The organism is Synechococcus sp. Cruz-7E5 (assembly GCF_024345995.1).
Taxonomy (GTDB): domain Bacteria; phylum Cyanobacteriota; class Cyanobacteriia; order PCC-6307; family Cyanobiaceae; genus Regnicoccus_A.
Window position 1 is genome coordinate 81,040 of sequence record NZ_JAGQCE010000008.1, and the last position, 21,746, is coordinate 102,785.

Genomic DNA, 21,746 nt, shown 5'->3' on the forward strand with positions numbered 1-21,746 from the left:
GCACCCCTTGGCGCGTACGGGTTTCCCCTATCCAGCCCGATTGGAGCGCCTTCCAGCGGCTTTGTGCGGCTGCTGCTGAGCACATACTCCAAGGCTTAGCCCTTAGCGAGCGATAGGCTTGCCGCAACCGACCCGCCCCGTTGACCTGCCCCCGCAAGCGCAAAGGCGATGCCGCCGAGCTTGAGGCGGCCAGGCTCCTCTCTGAGCTGACCGGCCTTCCTGTCAGGCGCAAGCTCGGTGCTGGACGCCTGGATGACACCGGCGATCTCGATGGCATCCCCCGCACCGTGCTGCAGGTCGCCAACTGGAGCGACCGCCTGCGGGCAGTGCGCGAGAAGCCCCTCGCCGCTGAGCTCCAGCGCCTCAATGACGGCGCCGACTTCGCGGCGGCCCTGGTTCGGTTTCGCGGCAAGGTCGGCTACCGCGTCGTGATGACACCCGAGCAGTTCGCGGCGCTGGTCATCGCTGCCCTGCTCCCAAGAGCCTCATCGATCGCTACCTGTAACCCTTCCTCCATGCTGGACTGGTAGCGACACTGATTACGGCTCCTTCTCCCGCCGCTTTGATCCAGGCACTGGCACCTCAGGCACCAGAGCGCGCTCCTGCTTCCACCGTCTCCGAGGTCGATCCCGTGCCAACGCCCGAACCCGTCAGCGACTCCCAGGATCAACCCAACCTCGTCTTTGGGCGCACCCTCACCCTCTGGCTCAGCCTTGGCGGCTGGACCCATGACACGCCGCTCCGCTGGGGCAAGGCCGCCGGGTTCTCCTCTGTGGCCGATTCCACCTTCAACCGCCTCCAGCGCGGCAAGATCCTGCAGCCTTACCCGATCACCTTCCTGCAGCTCGGTGAGATGAATGCCCGGCTGGCCCGTGCTGATTACGGCAGCATCGATGACCAGGCGCTCAAGGAGCGGGTCGCCAAGCAGCAGCCGATCACCCATGAGGACGGCACTCCCTGGAGTGCGACCGACTTCTTCTCGCATTTCATCGGTGAGCTCGATCCGCCCTCCTGGGCCAGGGCGCGCCCGCAGCCAACGGTGCAGGATGCCGTTGCCGCCAGCCAGGAGGCGCAGCGCAGCTTCTCTGCTCACACCGAGGCCCTGGGGCTCACGCCGATGGAAGCGTGGGAGTTGCTCTCTGCCTCTGCCGATGGCCGGCTCGACACCCGTGAGCTGGACCTGTTCCGCAACGTACTCAGCGGCTGGCACACCTTCACTCCCTCCGAACTGCAAGGCTTCATCGACCTGCACGGCCACAACCGTGCCCTTGATGCGCTCGCGGCCTGGCAGCAGACCTCATCAGCTGCAGCCAAGATATCCTAGTGGCTGCCATGTAGCGATCGTTAGCGGTAGACTTGAAGGGTTCGCGCCGGGTTCCTTGGACCGATCGCCTCCCGCCTCAGCTCCCGCTCCCTGTGTTGCGGAGTCAACCGACAGCTATCCAGGCACTCTTCCCCTGGCGCTGCTCGCCTTCCACCGTGCCGTCGGCAAGATCGTCAAGGCCAGTGATGCCAAGTACGGCCGCTACGCCGATCTGCCCACGGTCCTTGATGCCGTGATGCCCGCCCTCCTCGATGCGGGCCTGGTCCCCAGCCAGACCATCCAGGCCAGCGTCAGCGGTGATGTGCTGCGCACCTCGATCGTTCACGGCCCCACGGGCGAATCGATCAGCTCCGAATGGGCACTGCCCACCCTCCGGCAGCTGCTCGACAACCAGCACGCGCTGCGCGAAACCGCGCTCCAGACCTTCCCGATCGATCTCACCGCCGTGCCGGCCCCGCCGGCGCCGATGGCCTTACCCCCCAGGGCCAGTGCTGCCGTGCCGCCCGCGCCTGCGTCTGCGTCTTCGGTTCCTGAGCCTTTGGCGTCTGAGGCCGGTGATGGTGCTCAGCCTCAACCCACCCAGGCGCCCAAGGCGCCACCGCTGCCGCCCTCACCGCCGCGCGCCGCAGGCGTTCGCCTGGAGGATCAGATCAAGGGCCTCTACACCGTTCTCGGCCAGCTCGGCACCACCACCAACCCGCTTCACTCCCTCGGTGGCGCCATCACCTACATGCGCCGCTACGCCCTGCTGGCGATCCTCTCCCTCTCGGCCGAGGACGACGACGGCGAGGCGTTCGGCCCCGCCGATCCTGCTGTGCCTCGCAGCACTAGGGCTACCTCTCGTCAATCTCCAGCAATACAGGCTGGCGAACCAGCAGAAAGCCATGCGGCTCCCCGTCCGCGCACCACCCGCAGCCGGGCCGCCCGCACCGCTGAGCCTGCTGTTCCATCACCCGCCACGGGGAACGGCAATGGCAACGGGAGCGGGGCCCAGGCTGCATCCCCGTCCACTCCCCCAGCCGCCGCCAGTGGTGGCGCCAATGGTCAGCACCCAGCTCCCCCAGCAGCTCCCCCTCCCCTGGTTGCCGCCGAGCTCAGCGGCGCGGAGGTCCAGGCGCTCATCACCGAAATCAGCGCCATCGGCCAGCCCAACATCCCGCCGCTGATTGCTGCCTTCCGCACCAAGTTCCGCCTTCCAGATGGCGCTCGCGTTTCCGACTACATCGCCACCCGCGATCACGCCGCCTTCATCACCGACTACATCGCCCAGCTCCCTCAGTCCGCTCCGGTCTGATCCCTGACACGCGCCTCCGATCTCCATGACTGAACCCAACATCAACACCGGCCCCGAACCCTTCTCCCGCTGGCTCTTCGCGCAGCGTGACGGCCGTGCTCACGCCGAGCTCACCGCCGCTCTGGCGGAAGTGAGCCAGGCGGTGATGGATACCGGCCGTGCCGGTGAAATCACCCTCAAGATCCGCATCGCCAAGGCCACACCCACTGGCCACCAGCTCTTTGTTGCCGATCAGGTCACTGCCAAGCCGCCAAGACCGGAGCGTGAGCAGTCCCTGTTCTTCTTCGATGAAGAGAACTGGAGCCTCTCCCGCAGCGATCCCAGGCAGACAGCCCTGCCGCTGCAGGAAGTTCCCCGCCCCGGGCCGCTTGAGCCCCGCCACATCCACCAGGCCTGATCCATGACCGATCCCAACACCCGCAAGCCAGGCGCCCAGGTGATCGCCGAGCAGGCCCGCCTTGCGGCCGAGCCCAAGCCCCTCAGCCCCCTGCAGGTCTGGGCCCTGGCCAAGGCCGAGGGCACCTTTCAGATCGTTGACCTCACCACTGACGAGCATCGCAGGCAGATCGGTGTGCCGCCCCTGCGCAAGACCGGTGGCTTCACCTTCACGGAAGCCGTCTCCTTTGCGGCCTACGTCACGGCTCATGCCATCCCCGATTGCACCGAGCTGTTTGCGGATCGCGAGCAAAGCTGCGTGATCGCTCTGCTCAACGGCCACCAGCGCCGCGGCGACGATCCCCACATCACACCCGGCTGGGGTGATCACCGCGCGGTGCTGCAGCTCAAGCTCACCCCCGCCTGGAAGGCCTGGAGTCAGCAGAGCGGTGTGGCCACCAGCCAGGGCGACTTCGCGGAGTTCCTCGAGGATCACGCCATTGATGTGCGCGAACCAGCCGCCGCTGATCTGCTGGAGATCGCCACCACCCTGCAGGCCACTACCAGCGCCGAGATGAAATCCGCGGTGCGGCTTGAGAACGGACAGGTGCAGTTCGCCTACATCGAGACCATCGATGCCAAGGCCGGCCACAGCGGCCAGCTCAAGATCCCCACCCGCCTCAGCCTCGCGCTCGCCCCCTACGAGGGCACCGATCCCTTCCGCATCGATGCCCGCTTCCGCTATCGCCTCAACAGCGGTGTCGTGAAGCTCTCCGTCCTGCTCGATCGGCCTGATGACGTTCTCCGCGCTGCCTTTGCCGCCGTGCTCGGCCAGATCAGCGAGGCCACCGGCTTTCCCGTGCTCCTCGGCACTCCCTCCCAGATCTGAGCCCATGAAGCGCAAGTTCCAGCTCCCCGGTGATCCGCCCGCTCCTGGGCCCGTGAGCGCGGACGGCAAACCTCGCCGCTACGGCCGCCGCACCCATGCCCACAAGGTCGGTGTTCACCTCTGGCCGGATGTGTTCCAGCGCCTGGAGAAGCACGCCGAGCAGCAGCAGCTCACCCTCTCCGGCGCCGCCCATGACTGCCTGCGTCGTTTCTTCAAGCTCCCCACGCACCCCGGCTGATGGCACTTCCCAAACTCACGATCAAGCTCTGGCCGCCCAGGCGCGGGGGCTCCAGTTACCTCGCCTCCGGCAACCTCACGATCCCCCTGGCTGATGTTCACGCCTTTGCGGAATGGCTGCTGTCCCAGGAGGGCGAGTTCGACAACTACCTCAACGACAACGTGATCCGTCTGGCCGCTTTTCAGTACCGAAACCAGTCAAATGGTGGTGGATTCTACGACACTGTACAACTCAAGGAGGGCAACTCTCAGGCGGCCAATGGTGCTCAGTACGGGGAACACTCGGTTAGAGCACCAGCCCATGATTTTTGCGCTGACGATGACATTTCTTTCTGATCCAGGCCCCCCTGAGCCACTGCAATCGGCCTTCACCCCAGATGATCACCGCCGCTTCGCGCGCCTCGTCCATGCCGCCTTCGAACGGGAGTTCTGGAGCCGTCGCTATTCCCGCCCCTATCTGATCTCCTCTGCTCTCTCCGCTGCCGTTGATCTGCTCCTCCCCCACTGCGACCCACCCGCCTGGGGCCCCACCTCAGCTGGTGCTGATCACCCCGCAGACCTGCTGCACTGGCAGGTCCGCAACATCGCCCGCTCCGACTTCCACCAGCTCTTACGCGCCCTCCAGGACCTGCCATGACCGCTCCTCTTCCCTTCCCGGCCCGCCCTCGCGTCATTGCCTCCGGCCGTAGTCGGCCGATGCCGTTGCCCCTGGCGCTGTTCCACGCCGTGCGCATCTCCCGGCAGTTCCGTGATCCATCGATCAGTGCCGCACGGCTTGGTGCTGTTGCCCATTGGAAACTCGCCGCCCTGCGGCACTGGGATCACTACCGCGCCGCCGCCAGATCCATCGCTCGCTACCCGCGCCTCGATGCCTTCCTGCGCCGCCATCACTGGATCTGAGCGATGACCTCCAAACGACCCCGCGACTGGACGCCAGCTGCCACCACCAAGCTCACCCGGCTGCCTGCCAACGGCCCCAAGCCCGGCCAGTCCACTGACGCCTGGCTGTGGGGCAAGACCAAGGCCGCTGAGCGCCTCATCGACGATCCCAGCACCAAGCTCAACGATCTGCCCTGATGCACACAACCGGTCCGCAGCTGCTGCTGCTCCTCGATTGCGAGACCACCGGCCTGGACCCCGACCTCGATCAGCTGGTGGAGGTGGGTGCTGTGCTGTTCTCCGTGCCCCACCGCGCCGTGCTGCAGCAGCTCTCCGTCCTGCTGCCGGTGGAGCAGAACGCGGCTGAGGCGATCAACGGCATCAGCCCGGCGATCACGCACTGCTCCATCGCCGTTGATGGCTTCATGGCCTTGCTGGTCCAGCTGGCCTGCTCCGCCGATGCGCTTGTGGCCCATAACGCGGCCTTCGATCGCCAGTGGCTCGATCCACTCCTTGTCACCTCCACCAAGCCCTGGATCTGCACCATGAGCGGGATCAGCTGGCCTGATCTGCGCCCCAACCCTTCGGTGACGGCATTGGCCCTGGCTCACGGCATCCCTGTATGGGCTGCGCACCGCGCCCTGACCGATTGCAGCTACCTGGCGCAGGTGCTGGAGCGTGCGCCAGGCCTCGAGGATCTGCTGGCTGAGGGGCTCCTGCCCCGCTCCCTCTGCGTGGCCAACGTCAGCTTTGAGCAGCGCCAGCAGGCCAAGGATCACGGCTTCCGCTGGCTGCCCGATCGCAAGCAGTGGCAGCGAGAGCTGACTGAGGCGCAGATCGACGCACTCCCCTTCAACGTCACCCGCCTTGAGCCGCCGCCCTGCTGACCCGAGGCAGGGCCTCAGCAGGCGGCTGAGCCGCTTGATCACGCGCCACGGCTCAGGCGATCACCCGCTCGATCCGCAGCCGGGAACCGCCCTGCTTGTGCTTCCTGGCCTTGCCCACCAGATCGCTGGTGCCAACACCGCCGGGGAAGGCAATCACCAGCACCTCCGCCTGTTGCTTGGCTGCCACCACCAGCGCCGAGCGCAGCATCGAGGTGTTGCGCAGTGGCCCCGCTGATCGGCCATGCAACCGCCACTGCGCCGGCATCGGTTGCACCGGCCAGTCGAGCCGCCTGGCTGCCTGATCCGCCAGGGCATCGGCGCCACGGCAGCCGCCATGGAGCAGCAGCTGCACCCGCTCACCGCCGGCTGCGCTCCTGAGCGCCTCGATCACCCGCCACAGAGGCCAGGCCAGATCACGGCTGCCGCTCGCCACCACCACCAGGCCCTCATCCGTGGCAACCAATTCATTGCCACCACCAACTAATGAAAGCTGTTCTACTTGCAGCACCATATCTATTCTCAAGCTGCCGTCTAGTTTAGCACCAGTGACGCCGCCTGAATCCATCAGCAGTTGCCAGAATCAAGGCCAAGACTGGGGGCAGCGCCACTGTTCATTATCTCCATGCCCCCAATCATGTGGGCACCATAGACGCAGGAGTGCGCTTCGGCGATGACTGCCCCCGGCAGCTGGGCCACCGCAGTCGCGGGCGAGCGCCGCGCAGCCCGTGACCCAGCCCGCCCATCCCGGCGGCGGCGAGGGATGATCCATCACGCCAGGGCAAGGGGGCGGCCACCCTCATCGCCCCATGGCGCCAGGTGCGCCGCCCTCGCGTAGCCCTTGCCCAGGTGTGGCACCCTGCCGCCTCGCCGCCTGGTGGGCCAACGCAACAGCTGAGCAAAAATGAGCAGCTAGCGAGCCCTCATGCTTGCTCTTAAGCTCCAGTAATGCTGATTTGACTGCTACGGGCTCAATAACTCCTGCTGACCTGGCGGATCAGGCGCCTGCGGAGCAGCCATCTGGCGCTGCTCCAGATCCAGACGCGCTCGCCCTGCGCTCCGCACCGCCGTGTGAGGACGATGACGGCAACCCCGTTTGGCCTTCCGAGCCCTCTGCTGACAAGGGGCACGCCACTCGGTCTGGCAGGAAGAAGCGCGGCCCCGGAGTGAGGTTCCCCCACGCCCAGCAGCCCACCAAGCGGCCCAGCTACGCGGAGGTGGAGGAGCGGATTGCAGAGGCTCAGCTCTGGATTGCACAACGCACACCCCTCGCCCACATTCGCCAGAAAGCCCGAGAGAACTGGGGAATCACCAGCACCCATACCGTCGATCGTTACCTCCGCATCGCACGCGAGCGGATGGTGCAGGAGCTGATCACCAACCGCCTTCAGCATCAGGCGGAGCAGATCTTTGCGCTCAACGAAATCGCTCGCCGTGCTGCGGATTGCGAGCAGTTCAATGCGGCCGTCGGTGCTCACCGCGTGATTGCTGAGATCGCCGGAATCCTGCGTGCTCCCCTCAAGGCCGCAGCCGAGAACCGGCCATGACGCTGCTCGCTCCCCGCAGGCCTGCAGCCGCACCCGTGCTGGCGCCTTACGGCAGCGTCGATGGTGGCCTGCTCTACTCACCGCGCCATGGCGACCCCTGGCGGGATGTTGGCTATCTCGGCCACCGCGCAGATGCTGATCCCACAGCCAGCACCGCTCCGCTCTCCTTTCGTGACTTCATCGCTGATGCCTATCCCCGCTACGGCTTCCACCACTGGGCGCGGGTGCTGATCGACCTGCTCCAACTCGTGGCCGATGGTGATCTCAATCGCCTGATCGTCACCTGCCCGCCGCGTCTCGGGAAATCGCTGCTTGTCTCCAAGCTCTTTCCCGCCTACTTCCTCTACCGCCATCCCCATCTGTTCGTGGCCATTGCCAGCTATTCGGGCGAGCTGGCCTACACGCACTCCCGCGAGGCGCGGCACTTCTACCGCATCACCGGCAACGCACTCTCCCGTGATTCGCAGGCGGTGGGCAACTGGCTCACGGATCTGCGCGGCGGCTGCATTGCGGCCGGTGTGAATGGCCCCTTCACTGGCAAGGGCTACAGCCTCGGCGTCATCGACGATCCTTACAAGGGGCCGGCCGATGCCGGCTCCAGCCTTGTGCGCGAGCGCCTGATCGACTGGCTCCGGGCCGTCTGGTTCTCCCGCGCTGAGCCCGCTCAGATCGAGGCGGGCGATGGTGCGATGCAGCCCAACCTTTCCGCCCAGGTGATCGTGCTCACCCGCTGGGATCACCAGGACGTGGTCGGCTGGCTGATGGATCAGGAGGCGGGCGCGGCCCCCCAGGGCTGGCACATCCTCAACCTGCCCGCCATCGCTGAATCCCCCGGCGAGCGGCAATCCTTCCCGCGTGCCTGCAGCGTCGAGCCGGACTGGCGCAGCCCCGGCGAGGCGCTCTGCCCCGAGCGCTTCCCGCTGCCGGAGCTGCTCAAGATCCGCGCCCGCACCGGCTCCTACTGGTGGCAGGCGCTCTACCAGCAGCGGCCCACCCCGGCGGCAGGTTTCATCTTCCTGCGCAGCTGGATCAAGCCGCCGTTCCCCCGCACCAGCCGCCGCTTTGCGCCTCTGGTGCTTTCCTGTGATCTGTCCTTCAAGGGGGAGGACGACTCGGCCTACTGCGCCTTCGTCCTGATGGGCCTGCTCAGCCCGGAGCCGCGCAAGGACGGCGACGGCCGCCCGATGGCGCCGGGCAAGCCTGAACTCGAGCTCGAAGTGCTCTGGGCCACGCGCCACCACTTCGGCCTGCCCGAAACGATCCGCTTCCTGCTGCAGGCGCTGCAGGGACTGGAAGCCCAGGGCCTGCGGCCGTCGGCGGTGCTGATCGAGGACGCGGCCAACGGCCCGGCTGTTCAGCAGACCCTGCGCCGCCGTGTTGCCGGCATGCTGCCGATCCCCGCCCGGGGCAGCAAGGGGGCCCGCGCCCATGCCGCCGCACCGCTGGTGGAGGCGGGCCAGGTGCGCTTCCACCACCGAGCCACGCCGCTGGTGGATGAAATGCTCCGCTTCCCCAAGGGCACCAAAGACCTCGTCGATGCCTTCTGCCACGGCGCCCTCTGGCTCGAAACCCGCTACTGGCGCGGGCTGGGCGTGAGCAAGGCGCCGCTGCCCGTTCTCCTCACCCGCTGATCACCGTGCTGCAGCTCTGCATGTCGCTGCCCCTGGATCGATCGGCCCCGCAGGGAGCATGCCGCGGAACTCCGCTGCGCCGATCTCGTGGTTCACGCCTGCGCAGGCAGGCATCCCCGCCTTCTCGCTGCCTGCAGCTGGTCTTCGCCTTTCCTGATCCCGTTCCTGCACGGCATCGACCCGGGCAACGCCGACCCTGCCGTCAGCGGCCCAGCCATCCCCACGCTGCCGCCAATGCCCTGGCGCTGGAGCACATGGATCTGGCCGAGAAGATCGCCGGCAACTTCGCCCGCCGCACCAGCCATTCCCGCGATGACCTGCTCCAGCTCGCCACCCTCGGCCTGATCAAGGCCGCTCGCCGCTTCCAGGCCGGACCCCGCGCCAACTTCCGCGCCTATGCCCGGAGCTACGCCAACGGCGAGATCACCCACTTCCTGCGGGACCACGGCTTCCTGCTCAAGCTGCCGCCGTCATGGCGGGAGCTTCATGCGCGGGGGCAGAAATTGCTGCTGCATGGAATCTCAGCTCACGAGGTGCCGGCTCGGCTGGGGATCACCACGCATCACTGGGAGCAGATCGTTCAGGCTTGCACGGTGCGGGTTGTGGCTTTCACTTCTGATGATGTTCCCTGATGCTGGAACGCTCAAGATCAGCAGTGGGAGGAACCACTATGCCTTCATAGGGTGTGGATATTCCTAACTACTAAATCTTGATGTTGGACTAAGCCGCTCCGCGGCAGATTGGGAAGAACGAGTTGTAGCGATGAAAGGAACAGAATTGAACTAGCAAACGAGGCGGTTCAAGCAGTATTGCAGTAGCTATTCTGATAGGGCAATCCACAGGCGCATATTGCGGGAGGTCTCGCAGGCATGAGTATTTGTGCTCAGACCATCCGCGCCGACCACCCGGAATCCTTAAGCAATTCGAAAAAACGGCGGGACTTATCTGCATAGAGAAGGTCTGCCGAGCAGCTCCAAAGGGCTTGTCCAACACCGGATAGATCGCGGCTTACGCGCGATCTATCCTTGTTCGTTGGGAGGCAGCAGAGGGTCATGTTGCCTCTTCTGTAGACGAGAGCTTTCTGAGATAGTGGTTGGTCAGGGACTCTTTCGATACAAGTGTGTACAGCTCTGGGAAGCGCTGCTTCAGGTCCTGTCGTGCGCATTCAAAGAGTGGGTCAATCTTGGCATAATTTCCGCGTCCGACACGGTATACATGCGTCTTCTGGCCATCCGTTACCATGAAGAAGTCACACTGTGTCCAGTAACAGTAGCTTTTGGCTTGATCATGTGCTTGCTGAAGCTGCCGTGCATTGGAGAGATAGTTGTCTCGCTTGGCCTCTACTGTTATCAGTGCCTGTCCATTCAGAGCATCAAGCTGAGAGTTGAATGCAGCATGATCAATTGTCAAGGTTGAACCACGTGACCCGTGGGACGCTGGAACAGGCATTCCGTCAAACCTATCCTCGTCAGAGTATCCAAGACGGAGGAGAAGCGGGACTGCGAATTTAATTCCCACTTCAATTTCTGTTCTTAGCTTGAAGGTGGCAACTCTGTCAAACCATCCATCTGAATTCCAGTCGCGAGCAGGAGAAGGATGAATGTGGCTTGAGCTTCCAACTGGTTCTTTGGCAATGGATAAATAAATCCAGTCTTCTGTGCTAATCTCCCAGCTCTCGCCATATCTTACCAAAGGCGGATTAACTGCTAGCCCCGCATCGCATAGAGCCCTAGTAATTTCAGCGGTATTGCTATCCGACCTCTTCTCGTAGCCAAACTTGGCGAGCAGGGTGCGAAGCTTTAGCCGCTTTGAGTCTGACGCCGCACTCTCAACATCAGAGGCAAGATCTTGGGCGATCGCGGGGAACTGATCAGGTTATTTCATCTTTGGATTATAAGGTCGTATTGTCCTTCCAACCGTTTAGCTTTAGGGGCGGCCCAGCGGCGAAACCGACGGGGTACCGGCAAGCAACGCTTGCCAGCAGTCCCCTCGAAGGTCGGGTTATGCCACAGGCCTGGATGCTTAAAAAGGAATTTCCTCATCATCGGACTGTGGAGTTCCGCGACGGATGACAAATAATGACTCGTGCGATTCGACCCAGTCCCAGCCGCGTTCCGTTAGCTCTACCACTTGATAAGGCTCGCCGCGTTCGTCCGCAGTTTCCGACGCCTGAACGAATTGCTTAGAAATTAGGCGGCGCAAGCCGAGAGAGAAGCCGACTGACGTCAGGCCTGAACGTTCGACCCCGTGCTTGAGGGAGTATAGGCTCGTAACGGAGTCTGGAAATGAGACGTCACCAGCGAGGTTTGCTAGCACGTAGAGCTCCGGCTGACTCAGACCTTGAGAGGGTGCGACTTGTTCAGTCTCAGCAATTTGCCGGATAGTTTCACTTTTTGTGAGTAACGCCTTGAGTTTTTTTGTCAGATTGGAACTGAGTTCCTGAAAGTCCTGAGGTGCTTCGGACTGGTAGTTTATAATTGCTCGGTGCTGAATGTCGAACGGGAATTTCTTGCCGGTGCGCTCGTTAGAGCAAAGCATTACAACCGGACGTCCAGTGGCAAACGCGAAGCCCAACTCGTACCATACATTAGGATTGTCGGTCGTGATGTCGGCCACACAGATAGCCGCGTTTCTTATTCCATCTTCGATTGCATTAATCGGGACTTCAACCGCAGGATCTCGGTCAACTCGATACGGTTCGAGACCAGCGTCCTCGATCCCGGGTTTGAATACGGCTTCGTATCGCTTGTCGAATTTTCCGAAATCAAAAGGTTGGATGACGAAGCAAGTCAGCATGGTATTACCTATGGGGTACGCTTGCCATCACCTGGCCGCCGTGAGCCGCAGGGAACACAGAAACCACCCTGCGGGCGGCTCAGGTGTATGGCTTTGTTCGGCCTCGGCAAGAGTTATGGAACTATCAGTTAGCCCATGGCACGCTATCAGTCTGTCCAACCCACTTGCGCGTTAATCTATTGGCATACCCTCCATTGTACTTAAACAACCGCAATAAGCAAAGCTCTAAATTCCAAAGTCCTAGGTTCCAAGTGTCAATTCGAGTTTGAAATGAGTTTGCAGCGAACTTAATGCGATTCTTTTTCGTTGGATGGGTTATAGTATTTCTAATAGCTGTCATTGCCTCCGCTGTATCACTCCAGGTTTCGGACCTCGCGCGAGAGGAGAGATCCGACAGTGCTGTTGGTATGCCTGTTGGTATTCCTGCCCAATGAAGGAGAAGGCGAATACGATCAGCTGCGGGCAACTTCTCATAGCCGCCGGTGCTGAGCCAAGTCTTCTGCTCCACAAGAACTGCCGATGAAAGCAGTTCAAATGCTGTTTGGGTCTGAACAATTGAACCTTCAATAGCTCCAGACTGCGAATTTGCAGCAAGGTACCAGTGAATGACCGTAAGCAGCTCCTCGTGCCAATCTGCATCGAACCATAGCTCTACAAAGCCAGGAAACGGATCCTGAAATATATTTGCAAATTGGAAGTCAACCCATGAGGTGCGATAGGCATAAGGGTCAACTCGTCGACCACTCCAGCTCTGCCATGCAGTACCACCAGAGGCATCTATTCCTCGCAACAGAAATGCGCCAACCCAGCGTCCGACTGCAAATGAAGAATACCAAGAAAATGCATCCAGAAACTCCTCGGCCTCAGAAGGTGTGAATACGCTCCCGTCTTCTTTTTCGATTTTTCCTGAATATGTAATGCCGTATCCCGATCCTCCTTGAATTGCTGCTGTCAACTCTTTCTGATTGGGCACTGGGTCAAAAGTCAGAATCCACCCTCTAGCAACTAATTGTATTCGCCCACGCCTGAGAGAGCCGTCTGGGAATGAGATGCCAGTACCCAGCACTAAAGGCAAATTACTTACTATGAATCTTGCTTCAGCTACAGGCAAAGGCTGCCCTCTGAGGATGTCTCCCTGTATCAGCCCAGACATCTGCTCTGACTGACCTCCATGTGTTATTCCGGTCACTAAGCAGTCTGGTATAGGGGTCCCATCGTTCAGAGTCAAGCTAGTTTTTTCAGAAATATCCGGTCTCAGAGTTCCGTGGCTTAGATCTGAAAGCTGAAACCTAATTGTTGGAGATGGCAGCCAAGCCAGGGAGATCCGCCCAGGCGACGTGAAGCTATTGCTTCCTTGAGTTACGGTGACTTGGCCATCATAAAGCAAGACACTTGAATTGGCCTCGGGGGTTTCGAAGATTGGAAGCATTGCTTCAATGTTCTCCACTTTCTCCTCCTTACGGCAATGGGAGTGTAACGGTTTTCAAAGGATTTGGCAGTGCTTCGGCCGAACTTGTCATTCGATGGTTCTGATAACCACCGGCCATTCGGCCTTTGCTTCTGTTAACGCAGGGCCGCTCGGGCATGGGTATTCGTCAGAAGCCAACTGCTCCATGGGCTCTCGTTGCATCACCTGAATTATTGGATGTCGTTCACTGGTCAGAGAACCAATTGTTCATGATGCTACACAAGGTTGACGGGGCTGCTTAGCCCGAGCCGCCCACGGTTGATCAGATGCCTGTGGAACAAGCTCCGCCACCAGGACGCCGGGGGCTGCTTGGTGCTCACGGCCTGATGGCACTTCAGATACTCGATGGTGTGGATGTCCTGCCCGCGCTCCAGCAGGCGCTTGGGAATCTGTCGTGTCCTCTTTCAGCGGCCCAGTCGTAATGAGTGATCGTGCCTTGAGGTTGATGGTAAGACCGAGTGATCAACTCCGCTGATCAGCAGAGAGAGATTCGGGTAGCTGCAAGCGATGGCAATAGCCCCCAGCAGCCCACCATCCCTTGGCACCGGCCTCCCGCCAGCGCAAGCGCTCCCGCAACAAGTGGCGGTCGCCGACGCCGCAGGAGTTGCATGCGGCCTCCCGAGACGCAGCCTCGGCTGACTTCCAGCCCTGGCTTGAGCACCCCACCCTGGTCGGTCTGCGTGATCGGCTCCAGCTCACCTTCGACTGCTGGAACCTGCTCGATTGCCCGGATGGCACGAGCCGTCGCTCGATTTACCTCCCCCCGGGCCTCAAGGAGAGCCCCGAGGCGTACCGCCGCCGGCTCGATGCAGCCAAGCCCACCGGCTTCTTCCGTGATGCGCTGCGCACCTATGCCGGCATGCTCTCCCACTGCCACTGGCTGAGCCTGCCGTGCACTCTGCAGCAGGTCATCACCGATGTGGATGGACGCGGTACTGACCTGGGTGTGTTGCTGTTCCTGGCCGATCTGCTGGTGCTGCGTGATGGCGGCTGCCTGGTGCTGGAGCTGCCGCCGCTGCACCGCTGGCCGTCAGAAGGGGACCGGCAGGAGGCGATCGCCCGTGGTGATCGCCTCTCCTTGCCGCGCTTCGTGCTGATCCCCCGCGGTGACCTGCTGAACTGGCGCCTGCCCAATGCTGACGGCCTGCCGGTTGAGATCACCTGGCGGGAGCCGGACCAGGCGGCGCTCAAGCCTGAGCTCACCGGCTCGGTGCAGACGTCGCTGCTGAATGCGCACGGCGGCCTGCTGCCGGAGCTGGAGCACTGGATCTATCGCACCGCCACGCTCACCGATGACGGGCTGGTGCTGCGCACCTACAAGGTGCAGCCATCACCGAGTGTCCCCAGCGGCCATCAGGCGGTGCTGGTCGGCCGGCCTGAGCTGTTCCCCAAGCGCTTCGTGCTGCCTGCCTTCTGGTACACCGCCGATGGGGCTGCCTTCGGGGAGGGCGATCTGCCGCACCTGGGCCTGGCCTACCAGTACCTCAACCACTACCGCTGCAAGAGTGAATACGAGGACCTGCTGTCGCGCACCGCCCTGCCGGTGGGCGTACGCACGGGCCTGGTGGATCAGTACGGCTTCCGCCGCGGCGAGGACGGTGAGCAGCTGGCGGCTGATCCCCTGGTGCTCTCCACCTCCACCTTCCTCGACCTGCCTGAGGGTGTGTCCTTCGAGTGGGTGGAGATCCGCGCGCGCTCGCTGGCTGAGCACCGCGCCTACCTGGTGCTGCTCGATGAAACGATGCGGCGCGATGCGCTCATTCCATCGGAGAACCGTGGCGCGGGCCGCAGTGAAACGGAGGTGAGCCTCACCGCCGGGCAGAGCTTCGCGCTGCTGCAGTCGATGGCGACGCAGAAGACCTCGCTGTTCTCCACCCTGATCGCCCAGTGGTGCTGCCTCACCGGTGATCGTGTCGCTCCAGGGGCTGGTGTTTCGATCACCGTCTCGCCGCTCACGCCGCCATCGCGGCCCCAGCCGTCGATCACTGAGTGGCTGCAGCTGTTCCAGCTCGGTGTCGTCACGATCGATGAGATCCGCCACCAGCTGGCGCTCGCTGCCGCTGGTGGCATGACCTCGCCCGCAAACGACAACCGCCCTGACCGTCTCGCGCCGCCGGTTGCTGATTCCGCCCACAGCCACACCAACAGTCACAGCCCCACTCCCACTCCCCCCGCAGCAGCTGAGCCATGAGCACCACCTGGCGAGCGAGCGACCTGGAAGCGATCCGCAGCGCCCTGCTGATCCCCGTAACTGCACCTGCTCTGCGAGCGATCAATGACGCCATGGCTGGCCTCGAGCGCAGCTATCCCGACGCCATCCCGGCGGCGACCGACCATCTCGATGCGATCAACGCCATCGACCTCCAGCTGGGACAGATCACCGCAACAGACCTCTCCAGGATCCGCAAGGTCCGGCGCAAAGGTGCGGCGGGTGGGGAGCCACCCGCCGCGCTGCCGGTCAAGAAGCTCGATGTGATCGAGTACGACACCAACCTCCTGATCGAGGAGATTGAGACTGAGTACGCGGATGCACCAAGCGAACCCGATGTGCTGCGCGCTCAGCGCCGCGCCCGGGCTGCCAGCCTGCTGCTGATCCTCCCCAGCCTGTGCAGCTGGATCCCGGAGCGGCCCTCGCCATTCACCGGCACCATGCTGCGCGGCTGATGGTCAGCACTCCTGCGCCCACTCCGCTCTGGCTGGCTCTGCAGCCGGTGGCCAATGCACGCCTGATGCTGTTTGAGGTGGAGCGGCCGAACGCACGGGAGCCGCAACCGATCCGCCGCCATGTCCTCGACTGCTTCCTCAAGTTCGATCAGATCGTCGGCAGCCGTGACAACGGCCCCCTGGTGGACACAGGCGATGTGGCCTATGGCGGCTACCTGTGCCGCGCCGCGACACTGCCGCTCACCACGACCAACCCATGGGACTGGCTTGATGCCCAGCAGGACTGGAGCACACCTGGCTTGCGCGAGGGTTTGCCGCTGCCGTGGGATCCAGATCGCCTCGGCACCGTGGTGGCGCCCTGCGACGGCACGATCTGGCTCGGGCCGCTGGCGCAGCTGCAAACTCCCGGCGTGCTGCCGAACAATCCCCGAGCGCACTTCGCTGGCTGCTCGGTGCTGCACTTCGGTGCGGCCTACGGCCCCGGCGGCATTGGGCTGCTCACGCAACCGCTGCTCGGTGAACGCATCAGCCTGGTGCTCAAGCCCCACCGCGTGCTGCTGCTGCGCACCGGTGACACGCTCAACCTGATCGCCGAGCGCTACGGCACCACCGTGCAGACGCTGCGGCGCATCAATCCCGCACTAGCCACCACGGAAACGATCGTCACTGTGGAGGGCGACACGCTCTCGCTCCTGGCCGGTCGCCACGGCACCACCGTTGACTACCTCCGCCAGCTCAACCCATCGCTGCTGCGTGATGAGGGCCACACGGTCGTTCTCGGTGACACGCTCAAGACAGTCGCTGAGCAGTACGACACCACCGTCACGACCCTGCGCAACTACAACCCCGACTACGACCGCTGGCCGCAGCACGATCCGCTGCCAGTTGGCGTGGTGCTCGATGTGTTGGCGATCCGTCCGTCCTCCCTGCTGGATCCCGGCCAGTCGCTGCTTGTGCCCGCCTACCGCCCGTCCACGCTGCTGCCGCTCGGCGCCTGGATCTACCTGCCGGAGCGGCGCGCTTCTGCCGTTGCAGAGAACGCCTGGGACTTGGATCTGACGCCCGAGCCCAGCACGCCTTGATGGCTGGTCAATGGCAATAGAAGGAGTGAGCGCAGCCCGGATGGGGCGCTTGCAGCACCACAGCCGTGATGGGTGATGCCTCAATCCTTCCTCGACCAATTGCACCAGCTCCAGACCTTCCCCCAGCTGCAGCAGCAGCCCAACCAGTCGCCGGCGCCGGCCGCTCCCGCCGCGTCGGCTGAGGCTGAACCCGATGACCTTGAGCTGGACCCCAGCGAGCTGGCGCCCGATGACGACGATCACGACGTCGCTGAGACCGCTGAAAGCTCTCAGCCGGTGGCTCCAGCTGCTGGCCCCGATCCACTGCGGGCTGAGCGCCGCCGCAACAACCAGCTGGAGAAGGAACTGCGCACCCTGCGCACCCAGCTGGCGCGCTTCTCGGAGATCAACCCCGATGAGTACGCCCGCCTGCAGGAGACCGAGCGGCAGAAGCAGGAGCTGGAACGTCAGATCCAGCAGCGGGAGTCCCAGCTCAGCGATGCCCACACCCGCCGGGTTCGCACCGTCGAGAAGGAGCGCGACGACGCCCGCCAGCAGATCCTCGACCTGCGCAAGGAGCGGCTGCTTGAGCGCTTGTTCCACGACGCCGAGGGCCGGGTCGGCGGTGACGATCGGGGCTCGTTCTTTGAGATCTTCAAGGCGCAGTGCGGGACCATGTTCCGCCTGGCCAAGGACAAGACCGGCAGGGATCAGCTCGAGCCGATCGATCACGACGGCAATCCATTGATCGGTGAGCAGGGCGCTGTCAGCTCCGCTGACCTGATCGAGGATCTACGCGGCCATGCGGTGCTTGGCTTCCTGTTCCAGCAACGCGGCGGGCCCTTCCCCAACGCCATGCCGGATCGCTCCTTCGATGGCAGTGATGATCCGGTGAACCTGCAGGCGATGAGCAGCAGCGAGCTGTACCTGGCGGCGGTTCGCAAGACCACTCCGACCGCTCGCGCGGCGCACTGATCACGGCGATCGTGCCGTTCTTGCTGGTGTTCTGGCGCAACCGCTCCACCGCCACGGTGGTCACGGCAGGCAGTAACGTCCAGGCCCGCGGCCGCGCCAAGGCGAAAGCCAGGAGCGGCTACGGCTCGATCGTGTCCGTCCGCCGCGCCAACCCCCAGGACAGCCGCCTGATCCGCAAGGGAACGTGGGTCAGGCGGCGCCGCAACGGCAGCTCTCCGCAGTTCGGCACTGCTGCATCCAAGGCCTCCGCACGGCGCATCCGCTCGCGCTACTGCCCAGAACTCGTTCGTCGCACGCGCTGATCGAACCGACCCACGCACTCAGGCGCACGAACCGCGCAGGGCCGCACCAGTGCGCAGCACTGCGGCATCAGCGGTGGCGCCGGTCAACGCAACCAAGCACTGAGCCAGTCCCGCACGCACCGAAGGTGAGCGGGGCTGGCGGTGCAGCGAACAGCCAACCAATCGTCAACCGACCGACAACCCAGATCCAAGCAGCCAACAGTCGGCAACTCACATCCAATCAACAATCAATTGCCAACCCCCAAAAACGAAGCAACAACAAACGAGCAACATTAAAAAGAGGGGGGTATACCCCTAAAAGGAGGCTCGTTTTCCCGGCGGGTGGCTTCGCCAATGTTGCAAAATCTGGACAATCAAACGACACCTCATTGGTAACTCTCGCTGGAGCCTCAACAAGCGGATGAAGTGAAGCGCGAGCAGGCGCGAGAGGCGAAGCGCAGGCCGCACGATGGCTGAGTACCAAGTCCCCCACGAGGGGCTATGCAAACTGTGCGGGCGCGAGCGGTGGAACCACCTCCAGCTCAGGCGGCTGTTCGCTACTCTCCCAACTGGAGGGCTGGCACTAGCGATCCAGCATGGTTCTCATAATTGGGAAATCTCGGCAGTTTTAGCAATGTAGCGAGGGCGGCCTTCTGATTTCGGATCATTTTGTGGGATGTAGATGGCTTTAATCTCTGTTCGGAAGGGCATATAGACTGTGCCACAAAGGGGCCCGAATTATTCAGTAGGCTACAGGGAGATTTCGTCTAAGTACAATTTCTGAGCCTCTGGTCTATGCGGTGAGGTGTTCCTGTTCTTCGCCTTCCTTGTAATGCATTAATATCGCACGAACTTGTAAGAACCTAGACCATCTTGATTCCCTTTAGGACTTGCCCGATGCCGCATACGAGTGCCACCCTGGCGGCAAGGTTGGACTCCAGAGAGGTTCTACCTATTCTCAATATCTATTGGCGGGATGTTGGTTGCCGGAGACTTGACATTAATTTCTTGCTGACGCACCCCGTCTGGCCCATCAATTCTAAGTTTCCACTTGCCAGCTCTAACGCTTGAAAAGTAGTATAAACCCATGGAATTCGTGTAGCTCGGCCCTGCTACGGTCTCAGCGCCGTCCACGGTTAGAATTCTTGTGGGTACACCTCTAACTGGACGGCCTCCTTTAATTACCTGGCCTTGAACAACCTGTGCTGATAATGGCGTGTTGAAAAGGACAATGACGCCACCGATCCAAAGTGAATGGAGGCCTGTGGAGATAAAGTGAGTGACACTAAGCTGCAGAATCTTCTTCATTGGAATCATTGAATAGAAGTGCGGGCGGAGTTGCTATTGAGAGTCTCCTTGGACCCTGGAATCAATGAACTAAATGTGCTTGGCTGAGATCTTCTGATAACTGTGGTTAGTCAAGAGCAATGATCAATAAGACCTTCAGTGATGCTCAGGGCTTAACCTATGGCGGGAAAGGGTATGGCTCCGTAGTGGGCTGCTCAAGCTGAATAGGCTCTTTAACTGTTATTTCTCTGTTGTCAATCTCGGCGTCAACCTTTATTATGTCCGGATCACTTCTCATTGCATTCTGACCCAAGGCATTCCCACCGCACTGCTGCTTGTCTTCTTGTAGGCATAGCACAACCTTTTTGCTGGGTATGGAAGGATCTTCGCTTTGCATTAGGAGGGCTAACGTCTTAGTGTTAGATGGATTTATTTGTACTCTTGTTAGGGTAAATCTGCCATCTGGGTCAACCAATGCTGGCTCGGGGGGAATTACAATTGGACTGAATTTAGTTAATAATGCCTCATTGCTAAGGCTTTTCCCTGACATTCTCCCCTTGATGGTATATTCTGGATGATGTAATATAGACGTAAATGCGTCAATAACTTTCCCTGCGCCTTGAGAATCCAAAATGGCTGCAAATGCTGCAATAAGACCCACCAGACCCCCTCCTCCCAGCCACACGCTTACTGTTTTCCATCTATCTGACACCGGCAACTTCCTTACGGTAATCTTAGCCCTTAGTCGCTCAGGCCTGGAAGATAGCGGCTCTTTCCAGCGGATTAGCGCCAAGGAGCTGTCTACGTCGAAATAATCATCAGGAATCCGACTGCGGCCATTGTATAAGCCATATACACTGGCGCTAGGCAGCCTCAAGGCATCACAATACCAACCTTCTTCGCCATTCCCCCAGTCATCATCTGTAAGTGAAATTACGAACGATAGTGCATCGTTGCTAGGCTCTTCCACGGCAGCATCCATTGCAGAATTGACTAACCATGAATCCTAGAGTAAATGTGTGTGACCAAGTCTGAGTGTTAAGGTAACTTAAGTGAGCTGTCCGTGCATAAATTGTACAGGCGCCATGGCCCAAAATGTTCAGCATGAACATCTGATGCTCAAGTCTAGGGGAAGCCTGATAAGTCGATCGATGGCAGGTATTGACCTCGTCAGCGATCGAAACCCGGATGAGACAAGGATCTAAGCTACTCCTGCGAAGAAAGTATCTCCCACCGGCGCCTGCTTGAGAAGCACAATCTTGGTCAGATCTTCGAGATCGCCTGAAGCCACCACGCCAACACGTTAGTGATCCAGGATCCTGAGGGACTTGACTTTGGCTCCATTCCCATTGGCGGCTGATGGCCGTGAATCGGATACCGGTGATCGGGCGCCCTTGGCTGTGGGCTGTGCCTGGGCCTCGGCTTCGCAGAGGAGTTTGCCGGCGACCTGACGGGCCAGATACTTCGGAATTCCAGGCCCTGTCTGCCACTGGCTGCCATCCGTGTCGTGATGCCTGGCGGCATCAAAGACCGTGATCAGGTGCAGCAGGCAGCCCCGTTTGCCGAACTTCTCGAACTCGATCGTGCCTGTTGGCGCCAGATCAAGGCGCTGGATCACGCGCCAGCGGATACCGGCTTGGGAGTGATCGAACAGAACGGGATTGGACGCCATGGTGATGAGGCGAAGGACCGGAAGCGTCAGCGCGGCGCGGGCAAGGGGTGGCGAAACGCCGTGGAGCCGCCTTGCGTCAGCCCTTGCGCCGCCGCGCAGGCTGAAGCGGGCCGCCGCCGCCACCTCCCCGCTGCTACCTCCCCGCCGCCCGTCGCGGTGATTGCTGGGCTGGTGGCGAGCAGAAAAAAGGCCGCCGCAGCGGCCCTGATGCTCAGATCACCGAGACGGTGCAGCCCCTGGTGCCCTGCAGGGAGCGGGCGATCGCGAAGGCCTTCTCGGCGGGCACGAAGCGCATCTTCTTGACCGGCTTGCCGCGCCTCCCGAAGAACTGCTGCTCAAAGGGGTGGCCGCCGCCCTTGATCCCCTCGGGATAGAAGTGGACGACGACGCGGCGGATTTCGCAGGTGGGGGCTTGAAGTGAGGCCATGGCCAGAACGGCGAGGAACCCGATTCCGCCGCACGGCCCGCGCAGGGAAGGCAAG

At 61.9% G+C, this 21,746-nt stretch carries 27 protein-coding genes; 19 read left to right on the plus strand and 8 right to left on the minus strand.

Going from position 1 to position 21,746, the window contains the following annotated elements; translation table 11 throughout:
• The first annotated feature begins 140 nt into the window (after positions 1-140).
• The 11 genes from KBY77_RS10455 (at position 141) to KBY77_RS10505 (ending at position 5,885) form a co-directional block, all read left to right on the plus strand.
• Positions 141-530: a hypothetical protein gene (locus tag KBY77_RS10455; RefSeq protein ID WP_255104056.1), complete on the plus strand. Its 390-nt coding sequence runs from the start codon at positions 141-143 to the stop codon at positions 528-530.
• Between the two features lie 101 nt (positions 531-631).
• Positions 632-1,324 carry a hypothetical protein gene (locus KBY77_RS10460; protein ID WP_255104058.1) on the plus strand — a complete coding sequence of 231 codons (693 nt, stop codon included), beginning with the start codon at positions 632-634 and terminating at the stop codon, positions 1,322-1,324.
• Positions 1,325-1,379: 55 nt separating this feature from the next.
• Positions 1,380-2,618, plus strand: a complete 1,239-nt coding sequence (locus KBY77_RS10465) for an ERF family protein (protein ID WP_255104060.1) — start codon at positions 1,380-1,382, stop codon at positions 2,616-2,618.
• A 25-nt stretch (positions 2,619-2,643) separates the two neighbouring features.
• On the plus strand, positions 2,644-3,015 hold the full coding sequence (locus tag KBY77_RS10470; RefSeq protein ID WP_255104062.1) for a hypothetical protein: 372 nt from the start codon (positions 2,644-2,646) through the stop codon (positions 3,013-3,015).
• Positions 3,016-3,018: 3 nt separating this feature from the next.
• Entirely contained in the window at positions 3,019-3,882 is an 864-nt protein-coding gene (locus KBY77_RS10475) for a DUF2303 family protein (RefSeq protein WP_255104064.1), read from the plus strand.
• A gap of 4 nt (positions 3,883-3,886) precedes the next feature.
• Positions 3,887-4,120, plus strand: a complete 234-nt coding sequence (locus tag KBY77_RS10480; RefSeq protein WP_255104066.1) for a hypothetical protein — start codon at positions 3,887-3,889, stop codon at positions 4,118-4,120.
• A complete protein-coding gene (locus KBY77_RS10485) occupies positions 4,120-4,455 on the plus strand; it encodes a hypothetical protein (RefSeq protein ID WP_255104068.1) in 336 nt (111 codons plus the stop codon). Before KBY77_RS10480 ends, KBY77_RS10485 begins: the two co-directional genes overlap by 1 nt.
• Positions 4,439-4,756 (plus strand): hypothetical protein, encoded by a 318-nt coding sequence (locus KBY77_RS10490; protein ID WP_255104070.1) that lies wholly within the window; start codon positions 4,439-4,441, stop codon positions 4,754-4,756. Before KBY77_RS10485 ends, KBY77_RS10490 begins: the two co-directional genes overlap by 17 nt.
• Positions 4,753-5,019 (plus strand): hypothetical protein, encoded by a 267-nt coding sequence (locus tag KBY77_RS10495; protein ID WP_255104072.1) that lies wholly within the window; start codon positions 4,753-4,755, stop codon positions 5,017-5,019. Before KBY77_RS10490 ends, KBY77_RS10495 begins: the two co-directional genes overlap by 4 nt.
• A gap of 3 nt (positions 5,020-5,022) precedes the next feature.
• On the plus strand, positions 5,023-5,196 hold the full coding sequence (locus KBY77_RS10500) for a hypothetical protein (protein WP_255104074.1): 174 nt from the start codon (positions 5,023-5,025) through the stop codon (positions 5,194-5,196).
• Positions 5,196-5,885 (plus strand): 3'-5' exonuclease, encoded by a 690-nt coding sequence (locus KBY77_RS10505; protein ID WP_255104076.1) that lies wholly within the window; start codon positions 5,196-5,198, stop codon positions 5,883-5,885. The genes KBY77_RS10500 and KBY77_RS10505 overlap by 1 nt, the downstream gene beginning before the upstream one ends.
• 52 nt (positions 5,886-5,937) lie before the next feature.
• Here the strand turns inward: KBY77_RS10505 and KBY77_RS10510 are convergent, their stop codons facing one another.
• The gene (locus tag KBY77_RS10510; RefSeq protein ID WP_255104079.1) at positions 5,938-6,348 is read right to left on the minus strand and encodes an SLOG family protein; all 411 of its coding nucleotides are present in this window, start codon (positions 6,346-6,348) and stop codon (positions 5,938-5,940) included.
• 700 nt (positions 6,349-7,048) lie between these two features.
• Here KBY77_RS10510 and KBY77_RS10515 point away from each other — a divergent pair.
• Genes KBY77_RS10515 through KBY77_RS10525 form a run of 3 tightly spaced genes read left to right on the plus strand, consistent with a single transcriptional unit; the run spans position 7,049 to position 9,692 of the window.
• Complete coding sequence (locus KBY77_RS10515) at positions 7,049-7,429, plus strand: hypothetical protein (protein ID WP_255104081.1); 381 nt, start codon at positions 7,049-7,051, stop codon at positions 7,427-7,429.
• Positions 7,426-9,060, plus strand: coding sequence for a terminase (locus KBY77_RS10520; RefSeq protein ID WP_255104083.1), 1,635 nt, complete (start codon positions 7,426-7,428; stop codon positions 9,058-9,060). The genes KBY77_RS10515 and KBY77_RS10520 overlap by 4 nt, the downstream gene beginning before the upstream one ends.
• Before the next feature lie 5 nt (positions 9,061-9,065).
• On the plus strand, positions 9,066-9,692 hold the full coding sequence (locus KBY77_RS10525) for a sigma factor (protein WP_255104085.1): 627 nt from the start codon (positions 9,066-9,068) through the stop codon (positions 9,690-9,692).
• Between the two features lie 418 nt (positions 9,693-10,110).
• Here KBY77_RS10525 and KBY77_RS10530 read toward each other — a convergent pair whose 3' ends face one another.
• The 3 genes from KBY77_RS10530 to KBY77_RS10540 form a co-directional block, all read right to left on the minus strand.
• Complete coding sequence (locus tag KBY77_RS10530) at positions 10,111-10,752, minus strand: type I restriction enzyme HsdR N-terminal domain-containing protein (RefSeq protein WP_255104087.1); 642 nt, start codon at positions 10,750-10,752, stop codon at positions 10,111-10,113.
• A gap of 330 nt (positions 10,753-11,082) precedes the next feature.
• Positions 11,083-11,856: a nucleoside 2-deoxyribosyltransferase gene (locus KBY77_RS10535; RefSeq protein WP_255104089.1), complete on the minus strand. Its 774-nt coding sequence runs from the start codon at positions 11,854-11,856 to the stop codon at positions 11,083-11,085.
• 124 nt (positions 11,857-11,980) lie between these two features.
• The gene (locus KBY77_RS10540) at positions 11,981-13,303 is read right to left on the minus strand and encodes a thiol methyltransferase (RefSeq protein ID WP_255104091.1); all 1,323 of its coding nucleotides are present in this window, start codon (positions 13,301-13,303) and stop codon (positions 11,981-11,983) included.
• A gap of 559 nt (positions 13,304-13,862) precedes the next feature.
• Between KBY77_RS10540 and KBY77_RS10545 the strand changes: the two genes are divergently transcribed.
• From KBY77_RS10545 to KBY77_RS10565, 5 genes are all read left to right on the plus strand, one after another.
• Positions 13,863-15,515, plus strand: a complete 1,653-nt coding sequence (locus KBY77_RS10545; protein ID WP_255104093.1) for a DUF4055 domain-containing protein — start codon at positions 13,863-13,865, stop codon at positions 15,513-15,515.
• Complete coding sequence (locus tag KBY77_RS10550; RefSeq protein ID WP_255104095.1) at positions 15,512-15,988, plus strand: hypothetical protein; 477 nt, start codon at positions 15,512-15,514, stop codon at positions 15,986-15,988. The genes KBY77_RS10545 and KBY77_RS10550 overlap by 4 nt, the downstream gene beginning before the upstream one ends.
• Positions 15,988-17,070 (plus strand): LysM domain-containing protein, encoded by a 1,083-nt coding sequence (locus KBY77_RS10555; RefSeq protein ID WP_255104097.1) that lies wholly within the window; start codon positions 15,988-15,990, stop codon positions 17,068-17,070. Before KBY77_RS10550 ends, KBY77_RS10555 begins: the two co-directional genes overlap by 1 nt.
• Positions 17,071-17,145: 75 nt before the next feature.
• Complete coding sequence (locus tag KBY77_RS10560; RefSeq protein WP_255104099.1) at positions 17,146-18,024, plus strand: hypothetical protein; 879 nt, start codon at positions 17,146-17,148, stop codon at positions 18,022-18,024.
• An 11-nt stretch (positions 18,025-18,035) separates the two neighbouring features.
• A complete protein-coding gene (locus KBY77_RS10565) occupies positions 18,036-18,326 on the plus strand; it encodes a hypothetical protein (RefSeq protein ID WP_255104101.1) in 291 nt (96 codons plus the stop codon).
• A gap of 927 nt (positions 18,327-19,253) precedes the next feature.
• Here the strand turns inward: KBY77_RS10565 and KBY77_RS16795 are convergent.
• The 4 genes from KBY77_RS16795 to KBY77_RS10580 all read right to left on the minus strand — a co-directional run bounded on the left by KBY77_RS16795 (position 19,254) and on the right by KBY77_RS10580 (position 21,691).
• Positions 19,254-19,622, minus strand: a complete 369-nt coding sequence (locus KBY77_RS16795; RefSeq protein WP_399212681.1) for a DUF1416 domain-containing protein — start codon at positions 19,620-19,622, stop codon at positions 19,254-19,256.
• A 148-nt stretch (positions 19,623-19,770) separates the two neighbouring features.
• Complete coding sequence (locus KBY77_RS10570; protein ID WP_255104103.1) at positions 19,771-20,574, minus strand: hypothetical protein; 804 nt, start codon at positions 20,572-20,574, stop codon at positions 19,771-19,773.
• A gap of 321 nt (positions 20,575-20,895) precedes the next feature.
• Positions 20,896-21,264, minus strand: a complete 369-nt coding sequence (locus tag KBY77_RS10575; RefSeq protein WP_255104105.1) for a hypothetical protein — start codon at positions 21,262-21,264, stop codon at positions 20,896-20,898.
• A 211-nt stretch (positions 21,265-21,475) separates the two neighbouring features.
• The gene (locus KBY77_RS10580; RefSeq protein ID WP_255104107.1) at positions 21,476-21,691 is read right to left on the minus strand and encodes a hypothetical protein; all 216 of its coding nucleotides are present in this window, start codon (positions 21,689-21,691) and stop codon (positions 21,476-21,478) included.
• Between the last annotated feature and the right edge of the window lie 55 nt (positions 21,692-21,746).